At 70.6% G+C, this 24,481-nt stretch carries 25 protein-coding genes, 4 pseudogenes and 2 CRISPR repeat arrays (1 of these 31 cut by a window edge); of the genes and pseudogenes, 15 read left to right on the top strand and 14 right to left on the bottom strand.

What is annotated here, in order from left to right:
• Nucleotides 1-97: 97 nt before the first annotated feature.
• Nucleotides 98-349, bottom strand: a pseudogene (locus ACZ7JZ_RS33200) (transposase); the annotation flags it as partial.
• A 302-nt stretch (nucleotides 350-651) separates the two neighbouring features.
• Between ACZ7JZ_RS33200 and ACZ7JZ_RS33205 the strand changes: the two are divergent.
• The 3 genes and pseudogenes from ACZ7JZ_RS33205 to ACZ7JZ_RS33215 all read left to right on the top strand — a co-directional run.
• Nucleotides 652-801 (top strand): annotated as a pseudogene (locus ACZ7JZ_RS33205) (ankyrin repeat domain-containing protein); the annotation flags it as partial.
• A 2-nt stretch (nucleotides 802-803) separates the two neighbouring features.
• Nucleotides 804-1,133 (top strand): annotated as a pseudogene (locus ACZ7JZ_RS33210) (transposase); the annotation flags it as partial.
• A gap of 106 nt (nucleotides 1,134-1,239) precedes the next feature.
• Nucleotides 1,240-1,953 carry a zinc ribbon domain-containing protein gene (locus ACZ7JZ_RS33215; protein ID WP_470946219.1) on the top strand — a complete coding sequence of 238 codons (714 nt, stop codon included), beginning with the start codon at nucleotides 1,240-1,242 and terminating at the stop codon, nucleotides 1,951-1,953.
• On the opposite strand, the gene ACZ7JZ_RS33220 is transcribed toward ACZ7JZ_RS33215, so the two are convergent.
• From ACZ7JZ_RS33220 to ACZ7JZ_RS33240, 5 genes are all read right to left on the bottom strand, one after another.
• Nucleotides 1,950-2,438 (bottom strand): ATP/GTP-binding protein, encoded by a 489-nt coding sequence (locus tag ACZ7JZ_RS33220; RefSeq protein ID WP_470946125.1) that lies wholly within the window; start codon nucleotides 2,436-2,438, stop codon nucleotides 1,950-1,952. The genes ACZ7JZ_RS33215 and ACZ7JZ_RS33220 overlap by 4 nt on opposite strands.
• A 383-nt stretch (nucleotides 2,439-2,821) precedes the next feature.
• Nucleotides 2,822-3,352 carry a hypothetical protein gene (locus tag ACZ7JZ_RS33225; RefSeq protein WP_470946127.1) on the bottom strand — a complete coding sequence of 177 codons (531 nt, stop codon included), beginning with the start codon at nucleotides 3,350-3,352 and terminating at the stop codon, nucleotides 2,822-2,824.
• Between the two features lie 312 nt (nucleotides 3,353-3,664).
• Nucleotides 3,665-3,901, bottom strand: coding sequence for a hypothetical protein (locus ACZ7JZ_RS33230; protein WP_470946129.1), 237 nt, complete (start codon nucleotides 3,899-3,901; stop codon nucleotides 3,665-3,667).
• Nucleotides 3,895-4,395, bottom strand: a complete 501-nt coding sequence (locus ACZ7JZ_RS33235; protein ID WP_470946131.1) for a hypothetical protein — start codon at nucleotides 4,393-4,395, stop codon at nucleotides 3,895-3,897. The genes ACZ7JZ_RS33230 and ACZ7JZ_RS33235 overlap by 7 nt, the downstream gene beginning before the upstream one ends.
• A gap of 188 nt (nucleotides 4,396-4,583) precedes the next feature.
• Nucleotides 4,584-5,087, bottom strand: coding sequence for an SMI1/KNR4 family protein (locus ACZ7JZ_RS33240; protein ID WP_470946133.1), 504 nt, complete (start codon nucleotides 5,085-5,087; stop codon nucleotides 4,584-4,586).
• 684 nt (nucleotides 5,088-5,771) lie between these two features.
• Here ACZ7JZ_RS33240 and ACZ7JZ_RS33245 point away from each other — a divergent pair.
• Together ACZ7JZ_RS33245 and ACZ7JZ_RS33250 are read left to right on the top strand one after the other, a co-directional pair.
• Nucleotides 5,772-7,721, top strand: a complete 1,950-nt coding sequence (locus ACZ7JZ_RS33245; protein ID WP_470946134.1) for an N-6 DNA methylase — start codon at nucleotides 5,772-5,774, stop codon at nucleotides 7,719-7,721.
• Between the two features lie 216 nt (nucleotides 7,722-7,937).
• On the top strand, nucleotides 7,938-8,354 hold the full coding sequence (locus ACZ7JZ_RS33250) for a hypothetical protein (protein ID WP_470946136.1): 417 nt from the start codon (nucleotides 7,938-7,940) through the stop codon (nucleotides 8,352-8,354).
• Here ACZ7JZ_RS33250 and ACZ7JZ_RS33255 read toward each other — a convergent pair.
• The 3 genes and pseudogenes from ACZ7JZ_RS33255 to ACZ7JZ_RS33265 form a co-directional block, all read right to left on the bottom strand.
• Entirely contained in the window at nucleotides 8,348-8,512 is a 165-nt protein-coding gene (locus ACZ7JZ_RS33255) for a hypothetical protein (RefSeq protein ID WP_470946138.1), read from the bottom strand. The genes ACZ7JZ_RS33250 and ACZ7JZ_RS33255 overlap by 7 nt on opposite strands.
• A gap of 167 nt (nucleotides 8,513-8,679) precedes the next feature.
• Nucleotides 8,680-8,853 (bottom strand): annotated as a pseudogene (locus tag ACZ7JZ_RS33260) (helix-turn-helix domain-containing protein); the annotation flags it as partial.
• A gap of 67 nt (nucleotides 8,854-8,920) precedes the next feature.
• Nucleotides 8,921-9,178: a hypothetical protein gene (locus tag ACZ7JZ_RS33265; protein ID WP_470946140.1), complete on the bottom strand. Its 258-nt coding sequence runs from the start codon at nucleotides 9,176-9,178 to the stop codon at nucleotides 8,921-8,923.
• Between the two features lie 48 nt (nucleotides 9,179-9,226).
• On the opposite strand from ACZ7JZ_RS33265, the gene ACZ7JZ_RS33270 reads away from it, so the two are divergent.
• The 3 genes from ACZ7JZ_RS33270 (at nucleotide 9,227) to ACZ7JZ_RS33280 (ending at nucleotide 11,669) form a co-directional block, all read left to right on the top strand.
• Nucleotides 9,227-9,403 (top strand): hypothetical protein, encoded by a 177-nt coding sequence (locus ACZ7JZ_RS33270; protein WP_470946143.1) that lies wholly within the window; start codon nucleotides 9,227-9,229, stop codon nucleotides 9,401-9,403.
• A gap of 52 nt (nucleotides 9,404-9,455) precedes the next feature.
• A complete protein-coding gene (locus tag ACZ7JZ_RS33275) occupies nucleotides 9,456-10,091 on the top strand; it encodes a hypothetical protein (protein WP_470946144.1) in 636 nt (211 codons plus the stop codon).
• A gap of 528 nt (nucleotides 10,092-10,619) precedes the next feature.
• The gene (locus ACZ7JZ_RS33280; protein ID WP_470946146.1) at nucleotides 10,620-11,669 is read left to right on the top strand and encodes a hypothetical protein; all 1,050 of its coding nucleotides are present in this window, start codon (nucleotides 10,620-10,622) and stop codon (nucleotides 11,667-11,669) included.
• Between the two features lie 83 nt (nucleotides 11,670-11,752).
• On the opposite strand, the gene ACZ7JZ_RS33285 is transcribed toward ACZ7JZ_RS33280, so the two are convergent.
• The 4 genes from ACZ7JZ_RS33285 to ACZ7JZ_RS33300 all read right to left on the bottom strand — a co-directional run bounded on the left by ACZ7JZ_RS33285 (nucleotide 11,753) and on the right by ACZ7JZ_RS33300 (nucleotide 15,069).
• Nucleotides 11,753-12,892, bottom strand: a complete 1,140-nt coding sequence (locus ACZ7JZ_RS33285) for a hypothetical protein (protein ID WP_470946147.1) — start codon at nucleotides 12,890-12,892, stop codon at nucleotides 11,753-11,755.
• Nucleotides 12,893-13,068: 176 nt separating this feature from the next.
• Nucleotides 13,069-13,215, bottom strand: coding sequence for a zinc finger domain-containing protein (locus ACZ7JZ_RS33290; protein WP_470946150.1), 147 nt, complete (start codon nucleotides 13,213-13,215; stop codon nucleotides 13,069-13,071).
• A 396-nt stretch (nucleotides 13,216-13,611) separates the two neighbouring features.
• Nucleotides 13,612-14,694: an RICIN domain-containing protein gene (locus tag ACZ7JZ_RS33295; protein WP_470946152.1), complete on the bottom strand. Its 1,083-nt coding sequence runs from the start codon at nucleotides 14,692-14,694 to the stop codon at nucleotides 13,612-13,614.
• A 63-nt stretch (nucleotides 14,695-14,757) separates the two neighbouring features.
• The gene (locus ACZ7JZ_RS33300) at nucleotides 14,758-15,069 is read right to left on the bottom strand and encodes a hypothetical protein (protein ID WP_470946154.1); all 312 of its coding nucleotides are present in this window, start codon (nucleotides 15,067-15,069) and stop codon (nucleotides 14,758-14,760) included.
• Between the two features lie 92 nt (nucleotides 15,070-15,161).
• Between ACZ7JZ_RS33300 and ACZ7JZ_RS33305 the strand changes: the two genes are divergently transcribed.
• Nucleotides 15,162-15,701: a methyltransferase domain-containing protein gene (locus ACZ7JZ_RS33305; RefSeq protein ID WP_470946157.1), complete on the top strand. Its 540-nt coding sequence runs from the start codon at nucleotides 15,162-15,164 to the stop codon at nucleotides 15,699-15,701.
• Nucleotides 15,702-15,729: 28 nt separating this feature from the next.
• Here ACZ7JZ_RS33305 and ACZ7JZ_RS33310 read toward each other — a convergent pair whose 3' ends face one another.
• Nucleotides 15,730-16,047 carry a nucleoside triphosphate pyrophosphohydrolase gene (locus tag ACZ7JZ_RS33310; protein WP_470946160.1) on the bottom strand — a complete coding sequence of 106 codons (318 nt, stop codon included), beginning with the start codon at nucleotides 16,045-16,047 and terminating at the stop codon, nucleotides 15,730-15,732.
• Between the two features lie 675 nt (nucleotides 16,048-16,722).
• Between ACZ7JZ_RS33310 and ACZ7JZ_RS33315 the strand changes: the two genes are divergently transcribed.
• From ACZ7JZ_RS33315 to ACZ7JZ_RS33340, 6 genes are all read left to right on the top strand, one after another.
• Complete coding sequence (locus ACZ7JZ_RS33315) at nucleotides 16,723-16,893, top strand: hypothetical protein (protein ID WP_470946221.1); 171 nt, start codon at nucleotides 16,723-16,725, stop codon at nucleotides 16,891-16,893.
• A 772-nt stretch (nucleotides 16,894-17,665) separates the two neighbouring features.
• Nucleotides 17,666-17,791 carry a hypothetical protein gene (locus ACZ7JZ_RS33320; RefSeq protein WP_470946162.1) on the top strand — a complete coding sequence of 42 codons (126 nt, stop codon included), beginning with the start codon at nucleotides 17,666-17,668 and terminating at the stop codon, nucleotides 17,789-17,791.
• Nucleotides 17,788-19,143: an MFS transporter gene (locus ACZ7JZ_RS33325; RefSeq protein WP_470946223.1), complete on the top strand. Its 1,356-nt coding sequence runs from the start codon at nucleotides 17,788-17,790 to the stop codon at nucleotides 19,141-19,143. Before ACZ7JZ_RS33320 ends, ACZ7JZ_RS33325 begins: the two co-directional genes overlap by 4 nt.
• Before the next feature lie 129 nt (nucleotides 19,144-19,272).
• Entirely contained in the window at nucleotides 19,273-20,658 is a 1,386-nt protein-coding gene (locus ACZ7JZ_RS33330; RefSeq protein WP_470946165.1) for an NUDIX domain-containing protein, read from the top strand.
• A gap of 420 nt (nucleotides 20,659-21,078) precedes the next feature.
• On the top strand, nucleotides 21,079-21,888 hold the full coding sequence (locus ACZ7JZ_RS33335; RefSeq protein ID WP_470946168.1) for a class I SAM-dependent methyltransferase: 810 nt from the start codon (nucleotides 21,079-21,081) through the stop codon (nucleotides 21,886-21,888).
• A complete protein-coding gene (locus ACZ7JZ_RS33340) occupies nucleotides 21,885-23,267 on the top strand; it encodes a phosphotransferase (protein ID WP_470946171.1) in 1,383 nt (460 codons plus the stop codon). Before ACZ7JZ_RS33335 ends, ACZ7JZ_RS33340 begins: the two co-directional genes overlap by 4 nt.
• Nucleotides 23,268-23,637: 370 nt before the next feature.
• Nucleotides 23,638-23,911: a CRISPR direct-repeat array (repeat unit 29 nt; unit sequence CGGAGCATCCCCGCGGGCGCGGGGTCGAC).
• Nucleotides 23,912-24,012: 101 nt separating this feature from the next.
• Nucleotides 24,013-24,481: direct repeats of the CRISPR family, unit length 29 nt; unit sequence CGGAGCATCCCCGCGGGCGCGGGGTCGAC (it continues 605 nt past the right edge of the window).

Raw genomic sequence — 24,481 nt, forward strand, 5'->3', positions numbered from 1 at the left:
GCCGATTGACGCCCGTCGAGTACGAAACCATCATGGCCCCTCACACAGCACTCGCTGCGTAAACCCCAACTGTCACCCGATCACGCAGCAGTCCCTTCCGTAGCCGGCCGAGCTCGGCACGCAGCCGCACGAGCTCCTCGTCCCGACTCTCGGCCGCCTCGCTGTCACGGCCGCGGCCACCAACACGGCCGGCCTGTTCATCGGCCTGACGCACCCAGGACCGCAACGTTTCGCCGGTCACCCCAACGTCCGACGCAACAGCCGCATACGTGCGCCGACCAGCGGCCGCGCGAAACAGCGCGACCGCGTCATTCCTGAACTCCTCCGGATACGGAGACCTACGTCCCACCAGGACACCCTCCCTCGGACCACCAAGATCCATTGTCAGAGTGTCCACATCCCAGGGGTCACCTCAGAGCAGCCACGCGGCGAGCTCGGTCCCGGACGGTGGCTGGCGGGGACAGGCGCTGCTTGTCGCTGAGGACACGGGCCCAGCCCTACAGGACGGCGGTGATCGGCGAGTGGGTGCCCCTAACTCCTTGGTCAAGGTCGTGGATCGGGATGGCGGCATGACGGATCGGGATCGGTTGGGGCGGACGGCAGTGCACTATGCGGCTGTCGACGGGGACGTTGAAGGCCTGAGGGTGGCTGTTGGCTGAGGGCGCCGGCCATGAGGCAGCCGATGCCGCCGGCTGGACGCCGCTGCATTTAGCGGCTCAGGCCCAAGCGCCATCGGTCATCGGGGTTCTCTTGGCCGCAGGTGCGTCGGTCGATGCCGTGGACGGCCATGGCAATACGCCGTTGTGGCGGGCGGTGTTCTGTTCGCAGGGCGGGCACCGCTGGTACGCATCCGTGCTCTGCCGCGACCAGCGCGTCATCCCCGACCGGCCCACCCCCGCCCAGCAGACCGCCGCAGCCTCGGAATCGACCTCGGCGTCAGCAAGCTCCTCACCCTCACCGACCCCCTCACCCTCCACCCCGACACCGGCCCCCAGACCCTCATCGCCAACCCCCGCCACCTCGCCAACACCGCCCGCAAACTGGCCCGCGCCCAACGCCAGATGGCCCGCCGCCACCAAAAGGGCGCCCGCGAGCAGTCCAAGGGCTACCAGGAGGCCGCAGCACGCGTCGCCAAGCTCCACGCCCAGCTCGCCGAACGCCGCGCCTCCACCCAGCATCAGCAAACGTCCCGTGCAGCAGTACGCCGAGATCGCCCTGGAGACCCTGCGAGTGAAGAACATGACCCGCTCCGCGAAAGGCACCACCGAGCAGCCCGGCAGGAACGTGCGACAGAAAGCCGGACTCAACCGCTCCATCCTCGACGCCGCCTTCACCGAGCTGAACCGGCAGATCGAGTACAAGGCCGCCTGGCACGGCGTCACCATCGCCCGCGTCACCTGCTCCCACCCCTCGTCCAGAACCTGCTCGGCATGCGGGTGGTGGTACAACGCGACACTCACCCTCAGCACCCGCGTCTTCCACTGCCGACAATGCACACTGATCCTCGACCGCGACATCAACGCGGCCCGCAACATCAAGAACCACGCCGTACCCGTACAACAACTCAATGCTGTGGACAACGTGACCCTGGAAGGGGGCACAAACGCCCGCGGACTGCACGCAACACCATCCCGGCACCACGCCCGGACGGAGCAGGAAGAAGCGGGAAGGCACCCCTCGCGGGAGCAAACTGAGGCCCAGCGCCTCAGCCGCCCCACGTCCACAACACGCAGGGAAGACCGAAAAGCCCGAATCAGCAATAGTGGACACAAACCGAGCATCCGTCCACTGAAGCCGCAGCTCACGACCCTCGGCCCCCGCGCGTGCACGGGCGGTCCCGGACATGGCGGGGTTCCCTCCGACGTAGTGGGTCGGCCCCCGCACGCGCGGGCGGTCCCTGGCCGTACCAGTGGACGGGCCGTCAACTCCTGTCGGACCCTGCTTCTGCGCTAGTCGATGACGACCTGGACTGCGGCGACGGTGACGTCGACGGTGCTGGTGCGTACCTCTGTCAGCTGCCCGGCTTGGGCTCCTCCGGTGACCTGCCAGTCGATCGACCACGTCGACGTGGCGGTGACGTGGAATTTTCCGGTGGGCGTGGTGGACGACGGAACCTCGTAGCGGTGTCCGCAGTCGGGGGATGGCTCTGTGCCGTACGCGGGTTTGTACGGGGTGCCGGGTGTGGTGCACGTGACGGTCTTGCCGTCGCCCGTCGACCACACGATCCGTGTGACCCGGGCGGTTGCGGTGACCGACACGGGTCCCACGGAGGCTGACGCGGTGTTGGGGCCGTAGGTTTCGGCCCCGGTTGTGGTCCACATGTAGACCGGCATGCCGAGGACGCCCTTCCCGCCGGGCTTCGGAGTGATGCCGATCGCCGGCCCGCGTAGCAGCATCTTGTCCACCGCCTGCCTGGCCACGTCCGCGGGGTCGATCATCGAACCTCCGTCGCCGGGTGGGGCGTCGGTGAAGATGTTCCTATGTTGTGAATGCCGGTCTCGTTGTCGAGGCAGTCCTCGATGTACATGGAGACGCCGGGCTTTCGGCCGCCGGGCCCCCACACCTTACTGTCGTCCTCGGGCTGGGGGGGCAACCAGGGTGTAGGTGCAGGTGTAGCGGCTGGTTCCGCCGCCTGTGTCTCCCCCGCCGCCTCACCCGCCGCCTCCGGTTCCTCCGCCGGGGCCTCCTCCGGGGCCTCCGGGGACGACCACGATCGGACAGACGTAGTCGGCATCGCACTTCTTCTTCCCGTCCGCCTGGGCTGGGGCGGGGAGAGCCAGGGACACGGCGACCGGGATAGCGAGTGCGAGGTGCCTGCGGACTAGCACGGCTGGTCCGCGTGGAGCTCGTACCCGAGGACCAGCCAGGAGCCCTTCCAGCGCTCCATGCGGCTCGTGACGACGTACCTGCTGACGGGGCTGGTTGCGACGGGTGCGGGCCGCCCTGACTTCTTGTCTGTGATCTTCCAGTTGGAGATGTCCAGGCAGGCCGAGATGGAGGCGTTGGGCGTCTTTTTCCCCAGCTCCGCCGCGGTAACGGTGGACCTGGAGACGGCCGGCTTGCCGGTCATGACCCGTCCGTTGGTCTTCAAGTTGGCGACCGTTTCCATGGCCTTGTTCAGAGCTTCGGCAGCGGCGTAGCGCCTCAGGTCCGTGCCCTCAATCGCCGGCACCGCGAAGGCCTTCGGCAGCTCCGTCCAGTACCCCTCATACGCCTTCAGGGCCTCGGCCTTCGCAACCTCGGCCGGGTCGAGGGTGGCCGGCCCGCTCGGTGCGGCCGAGGGCGTAGGAGAGGTCGGCGGGACCTTCTTATTCTCTGAGTCGTTCGACGCGGTGCAGGCCGAGGTGAGCACTGCGCATACGGCGAGGCATACAGAGAGCGCCCGGATCCCGCGACGCGGGCGAGTTGTGGAGCAAGTAGTGTCACGTGCTGCCTCCCGTGGACAAGAGCCGCCCTGACTGGATCCAATCGTTTGCTGACTGGAAATCGTCAGCGGGACGCCAGTTGTGGTTCCTGCGGCCTGAGCAGTGCATACGTTACGCAAACCCTGAGCAACTGCGAAGCCGGAAAGGCGGATTTGACGCCCGGACCGTGAAGTCAGGCAGGCCGTCCACCGCCGCCGCGCAAGGTCTTGTAGCACCCTCAAGCAGGGGTGCTACGCCGTCTAGTCCACGCCGAAGTCGCTGGGCCGACTGCAGTTGATCCGGCCTCCCGCCAGTCCGCCTTTGCGCGATGCGTCAGCAAGGGCCGCGGGCAGTAGCTCGGGAGCGTCGTCGTGGCCGCCGGAGACGTTTCCGCCGAGAAGGAGCACCTGCCGCTCGGTGAGCACGGCCTGGACCCAGCCGGCGGGCGGCCGGGCCAGGGTGCCGTGAAAGAAGGTCTCCGCGCTGGGAGTCAGCACGATGAGCTCCAGGTCGCGGCCGTACGGCCGGAACACCGCGGCCCACTGCGCCGCCGGCGGGGCGTTGACCACGCTCCCGCCCGTGACCAGGTGCAGGCCGCTTGCCAGCAGGGCCTGTATGAAGAAGCGCGCGGCTCGGCGCCGCGGGTGCCGGAGTCGGTGATCGGGGTCATGGGGAGGCGGGCGACGAGGACGGGACGACCGTCGACGAGGGCCGCGGCCATGGTCATGGTGTGCCCGCCTTCGGGCTGCACCAGAGCCTGCGCGGCCTGAGCGTCCAGCTCGACCACCCGGGACGGTGCGCAGCGGCCGTGCGCGAACCAGAGGCCGCCGGCCCCGTCGGGGCCGAGGCCCAGCACGGTGTTGACCGGCCCGTCGTCGAGGGGCCGGCGGCATTCGATGCATGTGCCTTCGGAGATCTGGCGGGCGGGGAGGGCCATCTGCGGGCCCAGGGCCTGCTCGACCTCTGGGCTCATCCTGACCGTGAGCGCCATGCTCGGCATCCCTTCCGCCGCGGGCCGAAGCGGGGGCCCGGGCTGGTGGCACCGTACCTGACTCCCTGGGTCGACTGCTCTACCGAGTCTGCCTTCTGCGGGCCGATCTGGTCGAGCCGGTGGGCGTACCGGCCGTGGGACGGCTGTGCCGGTCTGTACGGGAGGAAGCCCGGTTCAGGCGTTTCCTGTCACTCGGCGTCGAAGGCCGAGGCCGGGGTGAGGCCCTCGACGAACCTCCTGAAGTCCGAGGCCAGAGTGAGCTCGGTGTTCCAGTCCGTGTCGAACCATGTGACCGAAGGCTCGCCCTGCCGGCCGCAGAGCCGAAAGTCGAGGGCAATCCAGCAGTGCCCGTCGCCGGAGAGCAGGACGAGCGGGGACGGCAGGCCCCACTCCTCTGTCAGATAGGGGGTGTCCAGCAACGACGGCTGGCCCTCGCGGCGGCCGATGCCCATCAGGCTGTCCAACGGCACGTGGCTCTCGCTCCACGACGTCGGCACCGCTGTCGGGAAGGCGTCGCAGTCGGACGCCACGAGGCCGCCGTTCTGCAGCCGCAAGACCTCCAGCAACGAGGACGGCAGACGCACCCGGAGCGAACGCTCGGCATCCCGGACGTCCACGTCGCGCAACGGCGCCTGAAGCCCGTACGAGCCCTCGCCCCAGAACACCGCCTTGACCTCATCGAACCGAGTCACACGCGCATCCTATGAACCTCCAGCTGAAGGGCCGACTGCCGCTCCACGCATCTGCGGCGATGCGCGCCAGCAGTCGGCACATGCCACTGCATGTGTTGCTAACCCGCTTCTGACTGTCTCTGGATGGTCACCGGCCAATCAGCCGACTCGAAGCAGCAAAAGTGCAGGAAATGCCCGATGCCTCTTCTTGCTTCTGGGGGCGAAGGCTTACGTGCACTGTCTGCGCATTCCCAGTGCGCACATGATCGTGCTGGCTCCGCCCCTCTAGCCTCGGTCTCAACGAAGCGCCGTACACGGACAGTTCAGGGGGAGCCAGCCATGGCCAGTAGCCCAGCACCACAAGACGACCGGCTGATCACGCGGTCGCAGATCGGAACGTGGGCCGGCGTCGCAAGACCGACTGTCACCTCCTGGGGCCGCGACTCCGGCTTTCCCGCCCCGGTGAGGGCTGGCGAAGCCGAGTTCTTCCATCAGGAGGCCGTCCTCGCCTGGCTCGACGCACGCCCCATTCCCCGGAGGTTCCGCGACGCGGCAGAGGCCGAAGGAAGCACGTACGGAGACCGGGCCCGCCGACGTGCCCCGAACCAGGGTGAGTCGTCGGCCGTCCCCGCCGCTGGGACAGCCTCCTCCGAGCCGGAGCGGGCGGAGGCGGATCCCCTCCATCAGGAACGCGTACGGGAGCTCATGGGAGATCTTGCCGACCGCGTCAGCGGTGCCGGCTCGATCGTCGACTACATGAACCTCCTGCTCTGCCTCCACTTCCTCAGGGTGAAGGGCGGCGCGCGATGGGAGGGCGTCGGACGGCGGGCTTCCATCGGAACCGGTTCGGACGGTGCCAACGCCTTGCTGCACCACATCGGCTCGGCGGTTGACGAACAGCTCAAGGGGCTCGCCGTGCTGCCCGGAATGCGCGAGGCGCTCCTGCGGCTGGAGCCCCGTACGTACGACGACCTCAAGCGCGTCGTCAAAACGGTCGGCCTGCTGGGACGGGGCGCGTTCCGCCTCATCCTCGGCGAGTACGAGACACGCGCCGGACTACGAAGCGGCGAGTTCTTCACTCCACGTGCGGTGGCGACCATCATGACCGGGGTCGCCCACAGCGGCTGTGCAGAGGGGCCGCCGAGCAGCATCTACGACCCCTTTGTCCGTGGCGGCGAGCTCCTCGCCGAGGCTGCCACCCGCTGCGCCCTGCAGGGCAGGGGGCCGGGCGCCCTCGACGTTCGCGGATCCAGCCCCGGGCGCGACACCTGGCGGCTTGCGAGCATGAACCTGGCCCTCCAGGGCGTCCGTCCCAACCTGCGGCTGACACGCGGCGCACCGTGGGGCTCTGCGGAAGGTCGTCGCGTGACCGGCTTCGACTTGATCCTCACCAACCCCCCGTTCAATATGAACGATTCCGCGGGCGAGGCCCGGGGCGACGGGGACTGGCCGTACGGCGCCCCGCCGGTCGGCAACGACAACTTCGCATACGTGCAGCACGTGCTCACCTCCCTCGCGGACAGCGGATCCGCCTGCGTCGTGATGCCCAACAAGGCAGGGAACTCGACGAACGCGGCGGAAGCGGAGATCCGCCGGAACATGGTGGAACGCGGTGTGGTGAGGTGCGCCGTCGCGCTGCCGGACCGGCTGTTCTCCAGCACACCGGTACCTGTGTCGTTGTGGTTCCTCGGGCATCCTGCGCGCCCCAGCGACGAGGTGCTGTTCGTCGACGCCCGCAGCCTGGGCACGCTGCATAAGGGCAAACGGGTCCTTGACAACGCGGACGTCCAAGCCGTTCTGGAGGCCTGTGGTGGCGGCGCTACGCCGCCGGGTGGTCACGACGGACACGGCGGCGCTGCCGCGAACGCCGGGGCGGCGCGACAGGAACGGGGGGTGCGGTCCGCGCTCGTTTCTCGGGAGGCCCTTCGTGGCCGGGGCTATTCGCTCAGCCCCACCGACCACGTCCTCGCCGATCAGTCGCACGCGGCTGCGGCTGAGGCGGCCGCCATCGAGGCCTGGCACGACATCGAAGCCCGCGGTTCGGCGCTGCGGGAGGCGGACGCCGCCGTCGCCGATGCCGGGCTGGGGCCCCGGTCACCGCAGCGGCCGCCGCGAGGAGCGTCCGGTCGCCTGCCGACCGGATGGGCCGACCCCGTGCTGGCCGACGTTTGCGAGATCAAGGCGGGCCCGTCGTACTCACTGCTGGGCACGCAGCAGCGTACGCCGTACGGAGACGTGCCCGTGGTGTTCCCGAGGCACCTGCGACAGGGGCACATCGAGGACACGGGCGCCGAGCGCATCCCGGCGCGGCTCGCCGAGCGGCTGCGGGACTTCCGGTTGGCTCCGGGCGACATCGCCTGCATCAGGTCAGGGGCGATGGGGCCGCCCGCGCTGGTACGGGAGTGGCAGGCCGGCTGGGTGATGAGTACCAACCTGCTGCGGCTGCGGCTGCGCCCGGGAGCACCAGTGGACCCCAGGTACTTGCTGGAGTACCTGTGCCGACCCGATGCGGTGACGTGGGTGCGTGACCGGGCGGCGGCGACCGCCGCGCCGATCCGGCCTCGGGGATCAATGGAACCTCGGTCATCGGTGAGAACGATCATGGTCCCCGGGGCAACACCACGGAAGGGATCTTCCTCGCAGGGGCTCGGGTGACGGCTAACTGATACGTCGCCAGCCCGGCTACCCTCCCGCCCGCACCGGTTGAGTTCCTAACTGATGAGCAGGCCGCTATCTGGACTTCCTGCGCGCGGTAGGCAGGATGAGCTGGACCTTTATACGGCTGACAGTGTCAGTCACCTCTCCCTAGAGTCGCTCAGCGCCGCAGGAGCTGATCCAGCTGGCACCGCAGGACAGAAAGGACCCACCTACATGACCACCCCGCCCTCCGAGCGCGCCCTGACCTACGCTGAAGACCTCAGGCCCGAGGACGTCCGCGCCTTGGAGACGTTCCTGAGCGTGCAGTTGGGGCGGGTCTACGAGGAGGTCGGGGAGACCGGTGAGACGTCCTTCGCGATGCGGTCTCTGCTGATCCTGGTCTGCGACTCCGCCGGGCTCCTGTACACATTGCTCACGGTAAAGCGCCCACAGACGTGGCAGCGGGCCGCGATCGTGCGGGAGTGGCAGCGGCTACGCAGTACGGCCCATGAGTTCAACCACTGCGAGGGCTACGACCATGACCGCTGGTGGAACCAGGTGCGGCACTTCGACGCCTCCGACGAGACCGCCGAACAGGACCGGATCCGCCGACTCGCCGATGTCGGGCCGTACCCCGAGACCGGTCATTGACCACGTGGAGCGGGGGTGCCTCGGCGAAGGTCGCGGAGCTGTCCGAGGGCCACGGCGAGTTCGTTGCGGAGCCGCTCGTTCTCCTCGTCCAGTTTCCGGTTGGCCTCCCGCAGGAGTCGCACCACCGTCGCGTGGAGCTTCGATCCCCAGTGGACCACGTCCTCGACCGCATCGCTGCGAACAGCCGCCTCACCTCTGCCGGACTCGGAACCCTGGACCCCATCGCCCTGCCGTCCGGCTACGCACTCCAACTTGCCCTCGGCCCCCTCGACTCGCTCGTCGCAGCGATACGGTTGGCCAGGGCACACAAGTACGTGATCCTGCTCCGCATGGTCCAGCGGCTGCACCAGGCCGGCCAGGCCCGCTCGCTCACCCGCAGAGCGGCAGCGACCTCCCGGTTCGTCTCCCCGTCCTCGAAGCGGACGACAGCCTGCAACCGGATTCGTTCCCGCGCGGCTCTCTGGGTGTCGGTCAGCCCACCGCCCTGCGCGTATCTCACTCCCCAGGAGCTACCGGAGCGAGCAGGCTGCTGTCAGTCGAACCGCCCGGACATCACTCGATCAAGTTCAGTAGCTGCTGGGCAGTGTGCCCAGGAGCAGCTGGACTTCCTCAGTTCCGATGGGCCGGTACCAGAGCAGGTCCACGATGCCCGGGTGGGCTGTCAGGTACGGCCGTACGGCTTCGAGGACGGTGGCCGGGTGCTGCACCTGCCACAAGGTGGTGCTCCTGCTGTCAGGACGGGGTGCTGGTCGATCAGGAGCACCACCGGGTATCCGGCCTGCCTGCTTCGCGTTGGCGAGCTGCTTGGTGATCTTCTTCTGCACCGCGGCCTGGATCCCCTCCCGGACCTACTCGACGAGGGAGGCGCTGTCATGGACCGGCTTAGCGCGAGCAGCGCGGTGCCGGCCGGAGTGTTGCGCATGATCTGGACCCCGGCGATGCCGTCGTCTGACCACTGGTCGTTGCCGCTCTCGGCCGCCCAGACCGGAACCGAGTCCTACAGCCTCGCCCACACCACGGCCCAGGCGGACCGGGCCGAAGCGGTCTGACCTGCTGATCCCACCCGCCAGGGCCCCGAGCCCTGGCACTAGGGTCTCGATCATGTCCGCCCCGTCGACCGCGAACACCGAACCCGGCACCGGACCACGAATCCGTGAGATCTTCCGCACCGTGGTGACCGACCGCTTCGCCGACAGGCCAGCGCCCGCGCAGGCGGAGCTCCTGCTCGCCGACACCGCCTTCGACTCCGACCGCGAGTTCCTGGGCGACTTCTACAACGAGATCCTGCACCAGGACACCTGCAACGAGCACACGCATGAAGGTGTGCCGCTTCTCCTGGTGCTCGCGGCCGACGACCGCGTTCCTCCGCACGAGCGGATGTCGCTGGTGTCCTTGCTGTTCTCCATCGCGACCGTAACCGACCGGCACGAGGCCGAATGCTGGCCCCAGACACCTCCCCATGCGAATCCTCCTGGTGAGGCACGATCTCGGGCATCCGTCGAAGTTGCCCTTCCGCAGCTCCTGGCGCGGTGGGAGACCGAATGCGTCACCGTCCGCATGGCCCTGGCGGCCATCGCGGCCTTCCCGGCGACCAGCGCGTCCCAGGACCTACTGCCCAGACTGCGGACGCTGGCAGGGCACTATCCGGGCTGGACGCTGCCCGGGGACTACGTACGGCTGGCGGGGACCATCACGGTCGGCAAAAAGGTGCCGTCGTTCTGCCAAGCGCAGAAGTAGCCCTTGGGGCAGTCGCTGATCGCCACCTGCGCGGGCACCGCACCGAAACCGAGCAGCCCCAAAGACGCGAGGCCCAGTGCAGCGGCCGACGCGGCCGCGCGCCGGCGCAGGGTGTTGCGCATGGATTTCCTCCCTGGTCAGGCACGGAGCAGACGCTCGACATGCCGGGCCCGAACATATCCGGCCCGGTCGAACACCGGTGAGGCACTCCCCCGGAAGCGGCCACTTCCTCCGTGGCGCCGACAGCTCGCCGTACCGGTCGATGTGGTCGAAGACGAGCTGGTGGTCGGCGGCGGCGCGGTTGCGCCAGTCCAGGACCTTCTCGCGGGTGAGCTCCTCGAGAACGAGCTCCTGGCCGTCGCCGATGTTGGTGCACTCCGGCTCCGCAGCGCGGGCGATGGCGGCAGCCAGGGGCGGCGCGGGCACCGCGACCGGCGCAGCCGACGTCCACGAGTGTTCACGGGTTTCGACAGGGGCACCGCCATGGAGAGTTTGCTGCCGGGGGTGGGCGCTGGCCGAGGCTGTCGGGTGTCTAGGGTCGCGTTCCATGACGAGGACCACGCCCCGCGCCCGCTCGAGGTCGAGGGGCTCTTCCCGGAACTGGCCGCCTACCGCGGTACGACGACGCGCCTGCACCCGCGTCCGGGCAGCCCGACGGTGTCGGGCAGCTCGGGGGGCGGTCCGATGTTGTGGCCGGCAGACGAACCGTGGCCGGTGTGCGGTGAGGCCCACGGCCGCGGGAGAGGGCGCCGCCCGGCCGACATCCACCGCTACCGGCGGGTCCTGTCTACGGCATGGGCCCGGGAGGAGAACCCGGGCCCCACGGACGAGGAGCGCGAGCTGCTCGGCGAGCTCCGCCTGGAGCGCCGGTTTCCCGGGGTGTCGGAGACGGACCCGCTGCCGATGATCGGCCTCGCCCAGCTGTACCGGCGGGATGTTCCGGACCTGCCGGCGGGTCCGGGCGACTGCGACCTGCTCCAGGTGTTCTGGTGCCCGTTCGACGTACACGGCCCAGGCCGGTACGACCTGGAACTGCATCTGCGCTGGCGACGGTCCTGGGAAGTCGGTGAGGTGTTGGCCGTGCCCCCGCAACCGCTGGTCGTTGGGGACGACGGGTTCGTACCCGAGCCCTGCGTTCTGCACCCGGAGCAGGTGACCACGTACCCGTTCGCCGGCCTCCTGCCCGAGGACCTCTGCACCCGGATCGATGCCTGGGAAGCAGCCCTTGAGGAAGAGGCCGAGCAGTCGCCCGACGAGAACACGCCCGAGCCGATCGGCTACCAGTACGACCTGTCCATCCCGCCCGGCTGGCGCGTCGGCGGCTTCGCCTCCTGGCACACCACCGACCCCTACCCCATGGACTGCCAGACGTGCAGGATGCCGATGCACCTGCTGCTGACCATCGACAGCTCGGAGTGGGACGGCGGCAGCGGCAGCTGGAAGGCGACGGAGGACCGATACCTTCCCGCCCATCAGCACGCCACACCCACCGAGGTCACTGTGGGCCGCTCCGGCGAGCTCAACGTCTTCGCCTGCCCCACCGACCCCGACCATCCACACCGCTGGAGCGTCCAGTAGCTCGCAGGATCTGCCCGGTGCGGCAACAACCTCATCGCCGAGCTCGGGTGCTGTCGCTCCTCGTGAAAACCGTACGCAGCACTTCATCCTCGTCTGCGGCAGTGGGCCCACACCTTCTGGAGCAGCTCCGGGTAGTTCTCCCCGTACACATGTACGGCTGCGCTCACCGCGTCCAGAACGGCGGGGAGCGGATCAGGGCCGGCCGCGGCGAACAGGGTGGGCAGGGCCATGTGCGGCTGGGAAATCGGAAACGGCGAGGGCCTAGGGAGCAGGCCGCGTGCGGGTCGGCCCGGGGGGACGGCCTCTGCGACCGTGCCCTGGGGGGTGCGCGGGTCGGATTCGAGTCGCTGCCAGGCCTGTTCCGGGTCGTGCAGGGGTGGCGGCAGGGGCTGGCCGGCGCGCAGGGCGGCGAGGCCGGGGGCGATCCAGTCCAGTTCGGCGAGCCCGGCTGTCTCGCACGCGTAGTGTGCCGCCTGCACGGCGACCGCGCGCTGGATCGCCGGTCCGGCCTCGTCCAGGGCGTGGACGAGGCCTGGATCGAATGCCAGCAGCCTGGGCGTTGAGCCGAGGGCCCGCAGGGCCGGGCTCGGTAGCCGGCCACCCCACTCCCTGCGCTCCCGCGCGAGCGTCCGCTCCAGCTCGGCCTTCTCCTGGGTTTCTCGGGCGAGGCGTTCTGTTTCGGCCCGCTCGGCGGGGGTGGGTGGCGGCGGTAGTTGGGCAGCGTGCTGGTGCCAGTAGGTTGCGGTGCCCGTCGTATGCCGCAGGAGTGCCTCGGGGGCGGGCGGGGCTGGCCAGAACTGCAGGAGGTAGTACTCCCGGCTCGGCCAGTCGTCCCGGAACGGATCGGTTCCCTCGGATGCGTCCATGCCCTTCGCGCAGTACCGCACCCGGTAGTCCTGCTCCTTGAGGCCCAGGTCCCAGTGGGCCTCGCCGCCCCACTGCAGGAGCGTGCTGCGCCCCGTCAGGGGGCGGAAGGAGAGCTCGACGGCCTCCTCCCACTCGTCTGCCAGCGGCGGGGCCTGGTCGTGGATCTCGACGGTGAAGCCGACACTCCCGGTGTGCAGTCCGGTGATCAGAAACAGGGAGCCGGGCACGGCCGCACCACACAGGCCCGTGCGCTGCCCGGCGAACGACTCCGTGAGATCGGCCCCGAACCCGAACTCGCTCTCCACGTAGAGCTGCCCGTAGTGTACGTGCACCTCGCCGCTGACAGGCCTCGCCACCAACCCCACGTCTCCCCCTCGCCCTACTCCCCGTCACGGCTCCCTGCCGGAGTACCCCGCCTGGCCGCTTGGAGCGGAGGCGTCATGGGCGCACGCTACGGTGCGGCACCGACATCCAGGTGCTGCCTCCAGCTCCCCACCTCGCCAGCCGCTGCATAGGGCGGCCGCAGGGCGGATCAGCGTGAGCGTTGCAGCCGGGCGGCCCGCGACGGGTGATTGCCGCGGGGCGTGTCGCACCGTACCCCCGGTCCGGCACCGCAGGCGGGGCACGCCACATCCTGAACCTGCCGCCCGGCGGCGGGGCGGCCGGACTGTGCCGTCACCCCGACGGAGCCGGTGCGCGTATTGGGCTACCTGGGTGGCCGCGCTGCAGTCAACGGGCGCCGGAGACCTGGGTGCTGCTGAACCGGTGGTTCATCCCGTACGCGCGGGAATCAACGGCCGTCGATCAGGTTCTGGAGCGGCTTGGGCCCGTCCATCCCGTACGCGCGGGAATCAACGGACCATCTCGGGCAGCAACTCGCGGGTGCTGGGTCCGTCCCGTAACGCGCGAATCAGCGGCCGTGCAGCGCGCTGAGGACCAGGACGGTGCCGTCCGTCCCGTACGCACTCCACTCCAGTGGAGTCCGGTTCGCTCCTGCAGAAGAGTCCATAGGGCCCCTCCTACGGAGTCTTCTCCACTCCGCAGAGGACTCCATAGGAGGGGTCAACCGATCCCGCTACACGCACTTGCGGATGGTCACCCGGCCGCCGTTCTTGGTCATCTCACTGGAGTGCGGCGCGAGACAGAGCCCCGTCCACTGGTTGGCGAAGGTGTAGGTACCGCTGATCTTGGTCGGGTTGACCGACCAGAGCTGGTTGCCCGAGTCCCAGCGGGTCTCGCAGCCCCACCACATGAGCTGGGTGTTCTGGCCGGGCGGGGTGCCGTTGTTGTAGGGGACTGTGAGGCAGTAGCCGTTGTTGTTGCGGATGGTGAAATAGCCGTTGCTCGCCTTGACGGCGTTCCATTTCTGCGCAGCCCCGCCGTCGCAGGTACGCTGCACCACGAGCCCGCCGTTGGGGACGGTGGGGCCGATGGCCAGGCACTTGCCGCTCAGCAGGTTCTTATAAGGAGCCTTGCCGCCGGCCGACCACATGTCGTAGGTCTTGGTGGTCGGCGGGTCCTGCCCGCAGATGTCCCTCAGCTCCGTGTCGGTCATCTTGCGGCTCTGATACAACCAGGCGAAGGACCGGCTGGTGTCCGGCACCCGGACGACCGCGTTCTTGACGAGCTCGTTCTTGTTGCCGTCGTAGCGGGCATCGATGTCGACGACCGCCTCGATCAGCGGCTCCTTGACCTCGATCCAGCCGACACTGCCCAGGGGGACCGCGGCGGTGTGCGTGTGGGTGTCGCTGGTGCTCCAGGTCCAGCTCCAACCGAGCTTGGGCCCGACGGAGGCCTCCCAGTCACCGAACTTCTTCTTCCCGCCGATGTCGAGGCCGAAGGAGAAGCTGGTGGAGGAGCTCTTCGTTCCGGCGACGCTCACGCTGCCGCTACTGGTGCAGCCGTAGGCGATGGGGCTCTTCCCACTGCCGAGCTTGTCGGGCATGGTGGCCTCGCCCCATACTTGCTTGCTGCCTTTGAAGGTGAGGTAGCACTCGGGGTCCCAGTAGATGATGTCCCCGGCCTGCGTGGGCCTCGGGTCGGCGCAGTCCTCGGCTACCTGCGCGGGCGACTTGGCCGCCGCGAACGCCGTCGGGGTCAGCGGGAAGTAGCTCACTATCAAGGCGAGCAACACGATCGTCTTCATCACGTTCTTCACGAGGCGTGAGCGTAGGGATCATGAATGGCCGCTGAGGGAACGCCGTATGTCTCTCAGAGGACGTTAAGTCCGTTTCTGGTAGCGGCCTCGTCCGGGTTGGTTGAGGAAGCCTTGGCGGGTGAGGCGTCCGAGGCGGCTTCGGGTGATGTTGACGGATGCCTCGTCGGTGGGCATGCCGAGGAGTTCGTGCAGCTCACGGGCTCGGAAGACCTGGTCGGGGTGCTGGTTGAAGGCGTTCACGATCGCCTGGCAGACGGTGTTCGTCTCGGGTGGATCGAGGTCTTCACCTCCAGCCGGTACGAGTTCGGCGATGACCTTGGCGGTGGTGGCAAGGTCCGCGAGTCGCGCTTCGGTCTCGGCCAGGGCGACGGTCAAGTCCTGGATTCGGTCGCGTAGTTCACTGGCCCGGGCGGTGGTACCGGGCCAGCGCCCACCGCACAGCGGGTGTACCAGCCGCACAAGACGGTATGAGCCGACCGGGCCCTTCCCCCACCGCGCGGGCCGTCACGGCCACCCTGACAGGCCCGCTCAAAGTGGCGAGGCTGCTGGACCACGGCTGCGGACGAGGAGGGGACGTGCCGCACTACCGGTCCGCCGGCCTGGACGCGGACGGCTACGACCCCCACGAGGACTTCGGATGGCCGCGGCCCGAGCGCAACGGGTACGACCTGGTGACCCAGGCATTCGTCCTCAACGTGCTGCCCAACCCCCTGGAGCGCCTCCGTGCCCTCCAGGACGCCGCGTCGTTCGTACGGCCTGGAGGGCACGTGCTCGTGGTGACTCGCTCGCCCGGGGAGATCACGAAAGCGGCGGCCGCCGGGGGCTGGGCCCGGCATCACGACGGCTTCTGGTCCAGCGAGGCCAGGGGAACCTTCCAGCGCGGCATCAGCGCGGAGGAGACCGTGCTGCTCGCCCGGCACGCAGGGCTCTCACCGTCCGTCGGCTCGGCACCGGCGCTCTCGTTGTCCGGGGTGAGCCATGTACTGCTCAGGAGGGTGCCAGGCTAGGTTTCGTGCGGGGCCGGCGGCCGCGTGGTCAGCGGTTGCCGGTCCACACGATGCGGTCGGCGAAGCCTCCGCGCTCGGCCGCCTTGTCCTTGCGGATCTTCTCCAGTTGCTGGTGGTCGATGCCGTAGTCCGCGGCCAGGGCGTATACGACCTCCATCACGTCGGCGAGTTCGTCGGGTGCCGCGGTCGCGTCCGCCTCCTGGACCTCGCGGACCTCTTCGGACAGCTTCGCGTGGAGACGGGCCCGGTATTCCTCCGGAGCCGCCACGTAGACGTCGGGCTCGCTCCCGCTCTCGCGGATGATCTGTGGAATTCGGTCCCTGACCAGCTTGCCTTCGAGCAGCACGTTCTCTCCTGCACCAGTTCGCCTGCGACAGGCCCAAGCCCGTCATCGTGTTGGTTGTTCGAGCCTAGAGATGTCGCCACGTGCGCAGCCACCAGAACCTGCAATCCCACCCGCTCCGCCAGGCACTCACTCTGCGACGGCGAGGGCCACCTGCCGGAGCGCCTTCAGCCCAGAGTTCTGTCCCCGTGCCCGTCATCAGGTCGAAGAGCTCGACGCGCTTTGATGCGTACGGGTAGAGGAGGGCGGTGCTCGGGTCGCGGCGTCTACATACGACGGCCCTGCCCGTACGTCCTTTCGAGGTGCCGCGTAGCGTTCACGTAGCGGACAGCGCGCGTGATCCGTCCGGGTGGGCGGCTTGGCCCCGGCGGGCTGCGTAGTCGCCGACGAGCGGCTTGACGGGCCGGCCTTGATGCTGTGCTCCGGCGGTCGCGGGTATACCGGGCGGCGGGCGCCCAGTCCTCACCGGTCAGCTGCTGCATCGCGTGCACGGTAGTCGTCTTCCCTAGGTTCGAGCCTTGATGGCGACGCCCGCATAGGCGGCGGAGTGGAAGTCGGGCGCTTTGACTTCGCCGTGGCCAGGCTGGAGCCGGCCAGTGGGGACAACGCGCACAACCACGACGACGTCGTCCTCTCCCAGCACCACGGTGTACGTACACGCGAACTGCGATCTACCAGATCACCCTGGACCAGCTCGGACTACCCGCAGCCCAATGCATCTTCGTCGACGACAACGCCACCAGCCTGGCCCCGGCCCACGACCTCGGCATGACGACCCTCCACGCCACCAACCCCAACCGCACCGCCCGCGAACTCCGGAAGCTGCTCGCCCTCTTGGGGACGGTGTGACGGATCTCCGGGCCGGACCGGACGATCCGTTCACCTGCAACACGGTGTGCCGGGGCGCCCTCTACGGGCCCGGCACCATCGTCATCGGGTACGGGAGACCGCGGCAGGTCGCTGCTGCCCGCTTCGCAGCCACTCTCGCCGTCTGCGGCACCCCGTAACGCCGAGCGCCCCATCCCGACCCCGATCGCGCAGGACGAGCTGGGTTGCACGCCGAGCCGGTGTCACCGATCCGTCGGCAATCCCCCGCCCGGGTGACCCGCCCTGTTCGAGCGGGTTTCAACGCGACGCACCCAGGCGCGCCACGCCCACACCAACAGGCAAGAACATTCGTTCCCCTTTTGCCTCCGATTCGGCCGTGACGCACCCGGACCAGAGCCGTTCTTTAGAGCACCAGTACCAGTGGTGCGCCCATCTGGAGGATCCAGTGCATCTGCTGCCGAAACCGCCCGGCACCGTCCCCGCAATCGAACACGGCGAGTCCGCCCCCGGCCTGCGTCCTGCGGAAGGGGTTCGTGTTGACGCCCCGTCTCCCCGCTGCCTCGACCCACGACCGGATTCGATGAGGCTGCGTGAGGAGGGACTCGGCAGGCGGATCCTGCGACGCGGGGGTGTCGGACCCCCAGCGGCTCCTGTCCGGCGGTGGCCTCGCCGACGCACGGTCGCTGCTCGTGGTCCTGGCCTCCGATGCCGGCCGGGGTGTCGCGCAGGTGGTGCATCCTGCATGATCGCCGCTGCAGCTGTCCGGAAGCCGGACGCCGAAGGGAACGCCCGGATGGCAGTGGGACGCGACGCAACCGGTCCGGGTCCCGCTGGAGCAGCCGAGAACCTGGTCGCCGGCCGGACCCCGCCCGAGCTGCTGCCGGCAGGCCGGATGCCGACGGAGGCCGGCCTGTGGTGACGCTGCCGCGCCCCCGGCCTGCTGCCGGCGGGAAGGCGCAGCCGCTCGGGTCAGGGTTCCGGTGGTATCTGGGAGGGGAGTCCGCCGGGCTGGTCGGGACGTCGGTGCACCTGGTGGCCCTGCCCGCGCTGGCCGTACTCGAACTGGACGCGACGGCCGGGCAGGCCGCTCTCCTCGCCTCCCTGGCCCACCTGCCCGCCTTCCTGCTGGCCCTCCCTGCCGGCGGCATCGTCGACCGTTACGCCAAGCGGGCCCTGCTGGTGGGCACGGACCTGGCGGGCGCCGTCGTCGTCGCGGTGGTTCCCGTGGCGGCACTGGCCGGGGTGCTGTCGATGCCCGTGCTGTACGCGGTCGCGCTGGTCCTGGGCGCGGTGGGCGTGCTGCACCAGGCGGCGGCCATCGCGATCGTCCCGCAGCTGGTGCAGCCCGCCCTGCTGCACCGGGCCAACGCCCGGGTGGGTGCCGCGTTCGGGGCCGCGGACACGGCCGGCACTGCCCTCGGCACCGCCGTCGTCGCCGTCGTGGGCGCGGCCAGGGCCTTCTGGCTGGAAGCCCTGTCGTACCTGGTGTCCGCGTACTGCGCAGCCCGGATTGCGGAGCCCGGCCGGCCGGCACCGGCCGAAGGGCGGGCCCCGGCCCGGGGGCGGCTGGCCGGGGAGGTCTGGGAGGGGCTGGCGTACACCGCGCGGACTCCGCTGGTACGGGATCTCGTCCTCGCGCTGGCCCTGACCGGTGCCGGCGCCGGCGTGACCGGTGCTCTGTTCGCGTACTACCTGCTGACCGTGCTGGAGGCGGGTCCGACCGGGCTGGGCATCGTGATGGGCGTCTCCGGCACCGGTGCGCTCGCCGGGGCTCTGGCGGCCCCGCGGATCGTGGCCCGCTTCGGCCCCGGCCCTACTCTCCTCGCCGGATTCGCCGCCTGCCCGGCGGCCGGTGTGCCCCTGCTGTTCGCCGCCCCCGGGCCGGTCTGGCTGGCCGTGCTCGCCACGGCGGGCGCCGTCCAGCTCGCCGCGGCGGCCGTGGCGGGGACCACGCAGAGGTCGGTACGCCAGCAGATCTGCCCGCCGCAGCTGCAGGCGCGGGCGCAGCAGACCTCCACCTGGCTGGTCTCCGGGAGCAAGCCGTTCGCGGCCCTGGCCGCCGGGGCGGTCGCCACCGCCTACGGGGCCAGGGCGGCGCTGGCCGTCGGGACGCTCCTGCTGGTGCTTCCGGTGCTGGTGCTGTGGCGCTCCCCCGTCAGCCGCCTGACCGCCATGCCCCTGCCCATGCCCTGTGCCTCCGGTGAGGACACCGCCCCCACCGGCCGGGAACAGCCGCCCGCCGGCGCCACTGGACCAGCGCCGCACCTGTGAACTTCGCCGACTCCCCCGTCCCGCCGACCTGTGAGGCCGCTCTTGCCACCCGCCCGCCCGCACATCCGCGCCGTCGTCACCGCCTACCTGGAGCGGCATCCGGCTGAAGCGCCTCTGCTGGCGCCCCTGTTGGGGTTGCTGGATGAGGCCACCGAGCCCACGAACCGCTCGACCGTACCGGGGCACATCACGTGCAGCGCGGTCGTCGTCGACCGCGACCGCCGCGTCCTGCTCATCCACCACAACCTCTTCCGGCTGATGCTCGCGCCGGGAGGCCACGTCGAGACCGCGGATCGCTCGCTCCTGGAGACGGCGCTGCGCGAAGTCCACGAGGAGGTCGGCATCCCGCCCGGCGCCCTGTGCGCCACCGCCTCGTACGGTTCCCTGCCCATCGACATCGACGTCTTCGACATCGACGCCAACCCTGCCAAGGGCGAAGGCGCCCACCAGCACTGGGACTTCCGGTTCGTCTTCCAGCTCGTCGACGAGGACGTCGAGGTCACGGTGCAGCCGGAGGAGGTCTCCGCCCCGCAGTGGGTCGCCTTCGACCGGGTCACGGCCCCGCAGCTGCAGGCGAAGCTCTGCGCCTCCGGGCTCGGCGGCCGCATCGAGCCGGTCAACGCCTCGGCACTGATCCACGACGGCCACGGCCGCTACCTGCTGCACCTGCGCGACGACCTGCCGGGTATCTGGGAACCCGGGGCCTGGACCCTGCTCGGCGGAGGCCGCGAGCCCGGCGACGCCTCGCTCGAAGACACCGTCCGCCGTGAACTGCGGGAGGAGGCCGGGCTCGAGCCCGGCCTTGTGGAGCCGTTCGCCGTCGAGCTCGCCACCGGCACCGACGGGCTGACCGTACCGGTGCAGGTGTTCACCGCCCGGTGGAGCGGCGACCCCGCCCACCTGCCTCTCACCGAGGGCGTGATGCTGGCCTGGTTCCACCCCGACGCCGTCGCCCGCCTGCGGCTGAGCCCCTCCACCCTGGAGCTCGTACGCCGCCACGCCGAGCAGCCGGCCGGCAGCAACGCGGCCGTGCCCCGGCGGCAGGCCCTCCGGCCGGACCGGCCCACGGCGGGCCGCACCAGCGTCCCGCACATCGTCGGCGTCCACCTCTACCTGGAGCGCGACGGCCGGGTGCTGCTCGGCCTGCGGCACCCCGACTCGGCGTACGCCGGCGGCACCCACCACTTCCTCGCCGGCCACTGCGAGCAGGAGTCGGCGGTGGCCTGCCTGGTGCGGGAGGCACAGGAGGAGGCAGGCCTGCTCATCGACCCGCACGACGTCGAGCTGGCTCACGTGGTGCACATGGTGGACGGGCCCGGCGCACAGCCCCGCGTCGGGTTCGTCTTCCGGGCCCGGCGGTGGACGGGGACCCCGGAGGTCCTGGAGCCGGACCGGTGCGTGTCCTGGGGCTGGTGGCCCGCCGACGCCCTCCCCGAGCCGATCGTCCCCTACACCCGTGCGGCGGTCGAAGGCATCCGTGCCGGCCGCCCCTACACGGAACTCGGCTGGACCTGACCGCCCCGCACCCGCCCGCCCGCCGTCCCCCGCACCCCGGCCCGAGGAGTCCGTACGCGCTCGATCCCCCCGTACCGCCCGCCCTGCCCGAAGCCTCCCCCGGCAAGGGAACGGAGGCCGCGCGGGCGCAGATGGCCGCCGCGCTGGAAGCCGCCGGCCACCTCCGGCCGGGCCCGGTCCGTGAGGCCTTCCCCGCCGTGCGGCGCAAGGTGCTGATGCCACAGGCGTACGTGCGGCGCAGCGGGCGTGCGCCCTCGACGACGGGGCCGACAGCACCGCGGGCACCCTCTCCGCGCTCAGCAACCCGCCCGCCCTGGTCCCCGTCAACCAGTCCTTCCGCGAGACCACCGTGTCCTGGCTGCCCCAGGTCCCCGACACCCGCAGCTGACCACGACCCCCGCACCACGAGATCGGAGACCCGTGACCCTGTTCGACTCAGTGGACCACTCCTACGCCCGCTACCGCCCCCGGCTGCCCGACCAGGCCGTCCGGCTCCTGGCCCGAGAACTGGCTGACGCGCAGGCACCCACAGTGCTGGACCTCGGCTCCGGCACCGGACAGGTCGCCCTGTCCCTCCTCCCCACCCTGCCTCCCGCCGCCCATCTGGACCTCGTGGACCAGGACCCGGGCATGCTCCGCACCGCACTCGACGAGCTCCGACCGCACCTGGGCGAGCGCACCGCCACGGTGCACGCCCTCCCCGCCGAGGAGTTCACCCCCACCCGACCCGGCTACCAGGCGGATCTGGTCACCTGCTGCCGGGCGTTCCACTGGATGGACCGCCCCGCGGTGCTGGCCATGGCCGACCGGGTCGCCGCTCCGCACTCCCCCGTCGCGATCATGGGGGACGGCAGCCTGTGGACCCACCGGGCCGAGTGGACCGTCGCCCTCAGGGCCCTGATCCAGTCCCACCTCGGCGAGGACCGCCGCGCCGGAACCACCGGCACCTACCGCGAGCCCGGACGCAGCTACGAGGACGACCTCGCCGACTCCGCGTTCAGCGACATCGCCGAGCACCACATCCCCTTCCACCGCGCCTGGACGCCCCGCAGCGTCCTGGGCTACCTGCGCTCCACGAGCTTCGCCCGGCCGGACCTGTTCACCGACCACACCGGATTCGAGGAACAGGCCGAGGACCTCCTCCTCCGGCATACGGCGCAGGACGGAGTCCTGCACGAGGACGGCGTGTTCACCGTGCTGCTCGCCCGCCGCCCGGGGGTGGCTCGGTGAGCGGCGGGGCCCGGCACACGCTGCCGGTCGACGTCCACCTCATCCTGCGCCGCGAGGGCGGGGGCGGCCCCGAGGTGCTGCTGTCCCGCCGCGCCGGACCGGTGTACGCGTCGGGGCTGTGGCACCTGCCCTCCGGGCACCTCGACCCCGGCGAGGACATGGTCGAAGCCGTCATCAGGGAGGCCCGCGAAGAGACAGGCGTACTCATCGAGAGGGAGGACGTCACCGCAGCCGTCACCGTCCACCACCACCCGCCCACCGGATCCCGCTCCCGCCTCGGGGTCTTCTTCGAGGTGCGCCACTGGTCCGGGCAGCCCCAGGTCATGGAGCCGGACCGGTGCGCCGGCATGGACTGGTACCCGCTGGGCGCCCTGCCCGATCCGATGGTGGCGTACTGCCGGGCAGGTCTGGACGCCTACCGCGCCGGCGTGCCCGCCGCCGTGCACTTCCAACACCCGGGCGACTCTGTCGCGTACGGCCCTGACGGCGCCGACCGCACCCGCCTCCTGGCCGGGCCGCCCGTCGGCGAGGTGGAACTGCCGTACCGGCTGCGGGTATTCGCCGAGGGGGCGGTCGGCCGGATCGCACACGTCTCGGAGGTTTCCTGGGTCCGCACCGGCAGCCGGGTCTGGAGGGTCTCCGGGGCCGGTGGCGGAACCTGGTACCTGAAGCGGCACCGCGGGGCGAAGTTCCACGGCAGGGAGGTGGCCGCGTACCGGTCGTACGTGCCGGCGCTGGGACCGCGGGCGCCGCGTCTCGTCGCGGCCGACTCCGAGGCCCAGGCCGTCGTCGTCACCGCGCTGCCCGGGCGCCCCCTGCACGGCACGGCCCTCGGCACAGCCGACGAGGCACGCATCCAGCACGCTCTCGGCCGCCTCGTCCGCACCCTCCACAGCAGCGCACCCGGGCGGCACGCCGAAGCCGCAACCGCAGCCGACAAGATCACGCGCCACCTGGAGGGCGCACGCCCGTACCTGGCCGACGGGGACGAGGACCTGGTCCTCGCCCTCACCCGGACCTACGCGGGACTGCCGAAGCCCGTGCTCGTGCCCACGCACGGGGACCTGCAGTACCGCAACGTCCTCATCGGAGACGACGGACAACCGCTCCTGTTCGACTTCGAGCGCTCCGAGTACAACACCGCAACCCGGGACATGGTGCGGCTCAGCGACACCTGGACCGGCCGGCCGAGCCTCCGCCACGCATTCCTCGACGGCTACGGCAGGCCCCTCACCTCCGAGGAGGAACTCCGCCTCGACTGCGAAGCCGCCTTCGACGCCGTCTCCGGAATCGCCTACGGCACCCGCCACGGCGACCCCGAGGTCACCGAACGCGGGCACCGCACCCTGCGCCACCTCCACACGGTTTATCGCCCCTGAACCGGGCCCGCCTGCCCCCTTCGAGGAAGGAACCCCGTACCTAACCGCGCCTTGAAGCCTTGATGACCGGCCAGCCCACCGCCCTCTACGGACCCGCCTCCCAGCACTCCACTGACCGTCCCTGGGCCACCCCGCGCCAGAGGAGGGGCCTGCAGCGTGTAAACACCACCCACACCGCACAGACCTGGCACACCCGCTGCGAGTCTGGCCGCGACTTCCGTACGCTATCTGGACGTGGCATCCAGCTCGGAGCATCCCCGCAGGCGCGGGGTCCACATCTCGGTGATCGTGCCGCCGCCGAAGACCGCCGGCGCATCCCCGCGGGGTGCGGGGTCGACGCCTCTCCGTACGCGAGGGTGAACTGCACTCGCGGAGCATCCCCGCAGGCGCGGGGTCGACCCAACCCCCGAAGGGATGGTGGTCGGCACCCCCGGAGCATCCCCGCGGGCACGGGGTCGACGCCGACTGGCGCCTGCACACCGCAGGTGTCCTCGGAGCATCCCCGCGGGCGCGGGGTCCACTGGTCCGTCCGCCCGGAGCTGCGCGCGGCATACGGAGCATCCCCGCGGGCGCGGGGTCCACCCGATCGAGAATGAGGACAGCCCGTCTGAGAACGGAGCATCCCCGCGGGCGCGGGGTCGACCCCCGCCGGGACCCGCTGTACACCGCGGTCCTCGGAGCATCCCCGCGGGCGCCGCGGGCGCGGGGTCCACGGGAAGCGCGCCGGCGGGGCGCTGCGGTACGACGGAGCATCCCCGCGGGCGCGGGGTCCACGCCGGGGCCGCGTAGAACGCGGCCGCCCCGGTCGGAGCATCCCCGCGGGCGCGGGGTCCACCGGCAGGCGACGCGGAGCGTGTGGCGCTCGCCGGGAGCATCCCCGCGGGCGCGGGGTCCACCCCTGCACCCGCCGTCAATCTCGCCACGACTGCGGAGCATCCCCGCGGGCACGGGGTCCACTCCTCGCCCCGGAGCACTCACACGGTGCGCACCGGAGCATCCCCGCGGGCGCGGGGTCCACTTGAAGACCCTGTCGATCGTGGTCCCGTGCCAGGGAGCATCCCCGCGGGCGCGGGGTCGACTCCACCGCCGGAAACGATGACGACACGATCATCGGAGCATCCCCGCGGGCGCGGGGTCGACGGGTGGGAGACGCGGGAGACGGCGGCCGCGTCCGGAGCATCCCCGCGGGCGCGGGGTCGACGGCCTGCGAGACG

The organism is Streptomyces sp. NPDC038213, from assembly GCF_055600495.1.

Coding starts and splice junctions, on each gene's coding strand:
- ACZ7JZ_RS33215 (WP_470946219.1), top strand. CDS start 1,240: ATGACCCGCTCCGCGAAAGGCACCACCGAGCAGCCCGGCAGGAACGTG.
- ACZ7JZ_RS33220 (WP_470946125.1), bottom strand. CDS start 2,438: ATGATCGACCCCGCGGACGTGGCCAGGCAGGCGGTGGACAAGATGCTG.
- ACZ7JZ_RS33235 (WP_470946131.1), bottom strand. CDS start 4,395: ATGGCGCTCACGGTCAGGATGAGCCCAGAGGTCGAGCAGGCCCTGGGC.
- ACZ7JZ_RS33245 (WP_470946134.1), top strand. CDS start 5,772: ATGGGAGATCTTGCCGACCGCGTCAGCGGTGCCGGCTCGATCGTCGAC.
- ACZ7JZ_RS33250 (WP_470946136.1), top strand. CDS start 7,938: ATGACCACCCCGCCCTCCGAGCGCGCCCTGACCTACGCTGAAGACCTC.
- ACZ7JZ_RS33270 (WP_470946143.1), top strand. CDS start 9,227: ATGGACCGGCTTAGCGCGAGCAGCGCGGTGCCGGCCGGAGTGTTGCGC.
- ACZ7JZ_RS33275 (WP_470946144.1), top strand. CDS start 9,456: ATGTCCGCCCCGTCGACCGCGAACACCGAACCCGGCACCGGACCACGA.
- ACZ7JZ_RS33305 (WP_470946157.1), top strand. CDS start 15,162: ATGAGCCGACCGGGCCCTTCCCCCACCGCGCGGGCCGTCACGGCCACC.
- ACZ7JZ_RS33320 (WP_470946162.1), top strand. CDS start 17,666: ATGGCAGTGGGACGCGACGCAACCGGTCCGGGTCCCGCTGGAGCAGCC.